Origin of the sequence: Gibbsiella dentisursi, from assembly GCF_039539505.1 — a bacterium.
Lineage (GTDB): Bacteria > Pseudomonadota > Gammaproteobacteria > Enterobacterales > Enterobacteriaceae > Gibbsiella > Gibbsiella quercinecans.
This window is the reverse complement of sequence record NZ_BAABDG010000001.1, coordinates 66,649-73,046: the sequence shown is the minus strand read 5'-3', so window position 1 is coordinate 73,046 and position 6,398 is coordinate 66,649. Positions and strand designations below refer to the sequence as shown.

The window sequence follows — 6,398 nt, the reverse complement described above, 5'->3', positions numbered from 1 at the left end:
CACGCTGGCAATGGTTTTATAATCACGAGCGTCCGAATATGGCATTGAATGGCTACACGCCGATGCAGCATATTCAACGCATGACCTGATTCTACTTATCACCTCCGTTAAAAATGGGAAGATTACCAACCCACCATAGCAGGCATCCATGACGAAAAGTATATGTTTAGCTCTTATCAACTCTGCATTTTTGGTAAGTTCATCCCAGCGTATAAAGGTAGATAGATCATCTGTGATTGCATCATGCGGCACAAGAAACCCAACTTCACCATAAATTCCAGTTCGTGTTTCACCATGTCCAGCATAAAAAATGAAAATCCTCTCATCTAGTTCGACATCATCCCTTGTAAGTCTGGAAAATGCTCTTAATATATTTTCTTTGGTAGCGTTTTCATCAAGAAGAAATGATATGTTACTCTCCTCGAAATCGAATTCATTGATGAGTAAACTCTTTATTTCTAATGCATCATTAACTGCATATGCGAGAGGGGATACATTCTTATATTTGTTTATACCAATAACTAAGGCCCTACTATTGATATAACTTTCCTTTAGGAAGTAACGAAGATCTTTCATAAGCATATTCCATCGTATCAGATCGTTGTTGGTATCGTTGTGATTATATCACTTTGTTTATTCATTATGCTGCGTTCCTTTAATGTTATAACTACAAAACCCGCTCTTAGTGTACGCTACGAAGTCAGCTGGAGATTTCAGTGAACATTTTAGTGAAAAAACATTTGACCAGTAAGCCATAAATTAACAGTGTTCGATGTGCGCAATGTCCGCTCCTGGCACAAAGTGGACCCTGAAGAATGAGTTCTATCCTCGTGGTTCACTAAGTGCAGTAAGTTCTACTCGAATTCTGCTACCCATTTGTCCAACATATCTGCCCATTCCTGCATCATAACCTTTCGCTCATCAAGATAAGTTGCATGGTTGTATGTGCGACGAACATTGTTGGTATCAGCGTGTGCAAGTTGGGCCTCAATAGCATCAGGTCGATAGCCCATTTCGTTTAAACGCGTACTTCCTGTAGTTCGGGTAGCATGGGGACTATAAATGCCACTCCATCCGAGGCTTTTAAGTAGCTGGCGCAGCGAGTGCGATGTCATTGGCCCTAGCGGATTATCTCTGCCCGGGAAAAGGTGCTGCCGATGCCCGGTTAACCCCTGTAGTGTTCTGAGCATTTTGACAGCTTGGAAGGGTAGGGGAATAACGTGTTCTCTGCGGGCTTTCATTCGCGCTGCCGGAATGGTCCATAGGGCGTTATTAAGATCGAATTCTGTCCATTCTGCTTCGGTGGCTTCTGCAGGACGCGCCAATGTCCACCACATAAGCCACATGCAATAGTTAACCTGATACGAGCCACGACTATTGTCAAAACAGCTTAGTAACTTTCCGATTTGCTGAGGATTTAGTGCCTGTTTGTGCTGTGTCTTATTAGCCGGAAAGGCCTTGCGCACAGGCCATACGGGATCGCTATCAGCTCTAAGCGTCGCGACTGCCAACTCAAAAACTGATGAAATGGTGCGACGGGCTTCAGCGGCAACTGTTGGTGCTCCTCGTTTAGCGGTTTCCTGAAGAATTTTAAGTATATGGTGTGGAGTGATCTCTCTGACAGGGAGCTTACCGATGGCGGGAAAAACCACACGTTCAAGCATATCCAGTCGCCGCGTTTTGGTGATTTCGGCCCAGTCTTTCATCTGCAACCACTCTTTGGCGATCAGCTCAAAGGTGTTGGATGCGTCGTTGACCTTGCGGATCTTATCTAACTGGCGAGCCTGTGTCGGGCTAACTCCATTCGCGACTTGTTTACGCGCTTGCTCACATTTTTCGCGAGCTTCGGCAAGTTTGACCGTTGGGTACTCACCCAACGCGAACATGCTGGATTTGCCGTTGAGTTTAAACCGATAGCGCCATGCCTTTTTGCCGTTGGGTTTCACTTCGAGGTAGAGACCATTGAAGTCATTGAGCCGATAGAGTTTTTCTTTCGGCTTGGCAGTACGGCATTGCGTATCAGTGAGCATAACGGGGCTTTGTTTATTTATTATACCGTTATTGTACTCACCTAAAATGAAGATAGAAGAATGTTGTACTCATTCATGTACTCATTTTGGGCTGCGTTGTTACGAGATGAATTGAGACCCTATGAAATGAAAAATCCACGCAATTGCGTGGATTTTATGGTTTTTTGTGGCTTTCATGAGATTCAGTGAAACCTCATGAGACGACAAATTTTAATTAGACGTTAAACAAGAAGTTCATGATATCGCCGTCTTTAACGATATAGTCTTTACCTTCTGAACGCATTTTGCCGGCTTCTTTTGCCCCTTGCTCGCCTTTGTACGTGATGAAATCTTCATAGGCGATGGTTTGGGCGCGAATAAAGCCTTTTTCAAAGTCGGTATGGATCTTGCCAGCGGCCTGCGGTGCCGTTGCGCCAACCGGGATGGTCCAGGCGCGGACTTCTTTCACACCGGCGGTGAAATAGGTCTGCAGGTTCAGCAGTTCATAACCGGCGCGGATCACGCGGTTCAGGCCGGGTTCTTCCAGGCCGAGTTCAGCCATGAACTCGTCGCGCTCGTCGTCTTCCAGTTCGGCGATATCGGATTCCACCGCGGCGCACACGGCAACCACTACAGAACCTTCTGCCGCAGCGATTTCACGCACTTTATCCAGATACGGGTTGTTCTCAAAACCGTCTTCGTTCACGTTGGCGATGTACATGGTCGGTTTCAGCGTCAGGAAGCTTAGATAGCGGATGGCGGCTTTATCTTCCGGGGTCAGATCCAACACGCGCAGCATACCGGCGTTTTCCAGGTGCGGCAGACATTTTTCCAGTGCGGCCAGCTCGGCTTTGGCGTCTTTATCGCCGCCTTTGGCTTTCTTCTGCACGCGGTGCATGGCGCGCTCGCAGGTTTCCAGATCGGAAAGGGCCAGCTCGGTATTGATAACGTCGATATCTTCCGCAGGATCAACCTTGCCGGAAACGTGCACGATATTGTCATTTTCAAAGCAGCGCACCACGTGGCCGATAGCTTCGGTCTCACGGATGTTGGTCAGGAACTGGTTGCCCAGGCCTTCGCCTTTGGATGCGCCTTTTACCAGGCCGGCGATGTCGACAAATTCCATCGTGGTCGGCAGGATGCGCTGGGGTTTGACGATCTCGGCCAGTTTATCCAGACGCGGATCGGGCATCGGCACCACACCGGTGTTTGGTTCAATGGTGCAGAACGGGAAGTTGGCTGCTTCAATGCCCGCTTTGGTCAACGCGTTGAACAGGGTGGATTTGCCAACGTTAGGCAGACCGACGATACCGCATTTGAATCCCATGTTTATATCACCTTAAATATCTTAACTATCAGATGGTTAAAGTTAACCAACCGTATAAATGGCAAAATTATGGCGCCATTATACACGTAATGCGCCTTTATCTCGACTCACTGTTGCCGCCGTGCCGTTGAACACCGGCGCCGAACGGGCGTTTGCCATTGAGATATTGATCACATTTCAACATACTGGCATGCAATGTTGGTAAAACACATCTGTGCCAGGAACGCAGCGAAACGGCGCCGTCACCAGAGCGCTGCTAACTTTTCTGGATGCAGTACAACCGTTGCATAGCGGTTAACTGACGCAGGTATGATGAATAAATTTGGGAAGTTTATGTTTAACATAAAAAATATCAGGTTTGCTGATATTAAAAACGAAGTGCTGGCCGGTTTTGTCGTCGCAGTATCCATGGTGCCGGAAGCGGTTGGCTTTGCGTTGGTTGCCGGTTTTTCACCGATCGTTGGGCTGCATACCGCGTTTATCATTGGGTTGACTACCGCGCTATTCGGCGGCAAGCCAGGTATGGTTTCTGGGGCTGCCGGTTCGATCGTGGTGGTGCTTATGGGATTGGCGGCGCAGCATGGCATGCAATACGTGCTGTGGGCGACCATTTTTGCCGGCATTATCCAGATCCTGATTGGGGCGTTCCGCCTGGGGAAATTTATTCGTCTGGTGCCATTGCCGGCGATCCACGGCTTCGTTAACGGGCTGGCGATCGTGATTATGTTAGCCCAACTGCATATGATCGCCGGCCAGGGGATGCTGATGTATGGGCTGGTGCTATTGGCGATACTGGTGGTGGTGCTGTTCCCCCGTTTGACCAAAGTCATCCCGTCGTCGCTGGCGGCGTTGATTATCATTTCTGCGTTGGCTATCGGCTTGCACCTGAACACGCTGCGGGTCGGCGATTTGGCGGATATTTCCGGCACCTTGCCGCATTTGGGTTTGCCGTTGGCGGCATTTAACCTGGAGATGCTGCGCGTAGTGTTGCCTTATGCCTTGGTGATTGCGCTGGTGGGCCTGATTGAATCATTGCTGACGATGACCGTGCTGGATGATATGGGCGGCAGCAAAGGCGATGGCAACCGGGAAAGTATCGCGCAGGGGGCAGGCAACGCCCTTTGCGGCCTGTTTGGCTGTTTTGCCGGCTGTGCGATGATTGGGCAATCGATCATCAATTTCACCTCCGGAGGGCGCGGGCGCATTTCATCCACCCTCGGCGCGCTGCTGCTGATACTCTTTGTGGTTAGCCTTTCGGCGTATATTGGCGTGATCCCGGTTGCCGCCTTGGCCGGTATTATGCTGGTGGTGTGCTACAACACCTTTGAATGGAGTTCACTGCGCCGTTTTAAACATATGCCTAAAGCCGACCGAATTATTTTGATTGTGGTAACGGCCATTACGATTTATGCGGACCTGGCCGTGGCGGTGATAAGCGGGGTGATTATCTCGGCGTTGGTCTTTGCCTGGCAGCATGCGCGTATTACGCTGCGTGCCGTGAAGCAGGAAGAGGAACAGGTCATCTATTTTTTACAAGGGCCGTTATTCTTTGGTTCGGCAACCGCTTTTGCCGAACTCTTTCGGCCGGAAAATGATCCTGCCGCCGTGGTGTTGGATTTTGCGCAAACGCGGGTGTTAGATTCCAGCGGCGTAGAGGCGATTGATAAACTGACCGCCCGCTATATGGCAGAGGGGAAAGGTATCCGCCTGCGCCACCTAAGTGAAGACTGTATTCATCTGCTCAAACTGGCCGGCCCTTTCTGCAGCCATGAGCTGGACGAGCCTCAATAAACTGACATCAAATTGCCCCTACACGGCCCTGCGGGGCCGCTGCTTTTTGCGTTCAAATCTGTACGGCAAGTTTGGCGTGCAACCCCATCGTTTTCTGGTACAAACATTTCCCCGCTATTTCTGTCGGCATATATGTTTTTTAAATTTTTACGATAGTGGTGTATTTCTGCAATGAATAATATATTTCATGCTTATGCTATTTTAATAAAATAACGATTTTATTGATGTTTAAATTAATTGTTCATCTTTTTATTTTCAGCTAAAGTGCAGCTCCTTAAATATACATTGTGAATGGAATCCACGTGTTGGCTATATTATTGTTATTAATCTTTACTTCAATATGCTCGTTCTATAAACATGCATGCCTTGTTCGCAAACGCAGGATTATTGTGCATGGCAAGGCGCGTTATAACCGCAATTTTTTCGGCAACGGCATAATAAGATAGAGGTATATTCACCCTACTTTAAACAGCAGGTGTATTGGTTTTATTACTCGGCCCATCCTTGGGCCTCACTCCATCGGCCCGGCGTTTAGCTGCCGGCTTTGAAAGTATGAAGGCGATTCATCGCTTTTGTCATGCCTTCTTGCAACAACAGCTCGGTACAGCGCAAGGATTCATCAATCGCTTCATCGATGAGAGCCTGCTCGGTTGCCGGCGGCTTGCCCAGCACAAAACCCACGACTTTATTTCTGTCGCCCGGGTGGCCGATGCCGATCCGTAAACGATAGAAATTGGGGTTATTGCCCAGCTTGCTCTGGATATCTTTCAGGCCGTTATGGCCGCCATTGCCGCCTCCCAGTTTCAATTTGGCCACGCCAGGCGGCAGGTCCAGTTCGTCATGCGCCACCAGAATTTCATCTGGCGCAATGCGGTAAAATGTCGCCATTGCGGCGACGGCCTTGCCGCTCAGGTTCATGAAGGTGGTTGGCACCAGCAGGCGCACGTCGTTGCCGGCCAGGTTCAGGCGGGCGGTATAGCCGAAGAATTTGCTCTCTTCTTTTAGCGCCTGGTTATGGCGCCCGGCCAGGAGATCAACATACCACGCCCCGGCGTTGTGCCGCGTTTGGGCATATTCAGCGCCTGGGTTAGCCAGGCCGACAATTAATTTGATACTGCTCACTGAAAATTCACTTTAGCTGGGATAGAGAAAGATAAGTAGTCTACCTTCCCGCGTCCGGAATGACAAAAGGCCGGCGCAATAGATCATTTAATTAACATTGTTAATAATTTCGCTACCAAAATAGCGCTGGGGCCTGATGAACATTTTGC

General features: G+C 49.1%; 4 protein-coding genes and 1 pseudogene. 1 reads left to right on the top strand and 4 read right to left on the bottom strand.

Annotated elements, in window-relative coordinates; all coding sequences use genetic code 11:
- Window positions 1-141: 141 nt before the first annotated feature.
- The 3 genes and pseudogenes from ABFX35_RS00370 to ychF all read right to left on the bottom strand — a co-directional run.
- Window positions 142-576: pseudogene (locus tag ABFX35_RS00370) on the bottom strand (caspase family protein); the annotation flags it as partial.
- Window positions 577-854: 278 nt separating this feature from the next.
- Window positions 855-2,030, bottom strand: coding sequence for a tyrosine-type recombinase/integrase (locus tag ABFX35_RS00365; RefSeq protein ID WP_346078509.1), 1,176 nt, complete (start codon window positions 2,028-2,030; stop codon window positions 855-857).
- Window positions 2,031-2,244: 214 nt separating this feature from the next.
- Window positions 2,245-3,336 (bottom strand): redox-regulated ATPase YchF, encoded by a 1,092-nt coding sequence (gene ychF / locus ABFX35_RS00360; RefSeq protein ID WP_279025740.1) that lies wholly within the window; start codon window positions 3,334-3,336, stop codon window positions 2,245-2,247.
- 333 nt (window positions 3,337-3,669) lie between these two features.
- Between ychF and ABFX35_RS00355 the strand changes: the two genes are divergently transcribed.
- Complete coding sequence (locus tag ABFX35_RS00355; protein ID WP_346078506.1) at window positions 3,670-5,127, top strand: SulP family inorganic anion transporter; 1,458 nt, start codon at window positions 3,670-3,672, stop codon at window positions 5,125-5,127.
- Window positions 5,128-5,658: 531 nt separating this feature from the next.
- Here ABFX35_RS00355 and pth read toward each other — a convergent pair.
- Window positions 5,659-6,249, bottom strand: coding sequence for an aminoacyl-tRNA hydrolase (gene pth, locus ABFX35_RS00350; RefSeq protein WP_095844578.1), 591 nt, complete (start codon window positions 6,247-6,249; stop codon window positions 5,659-5,661).
- Window positions 6,250-6,398 lie beyond the last annotated feature (149 nt).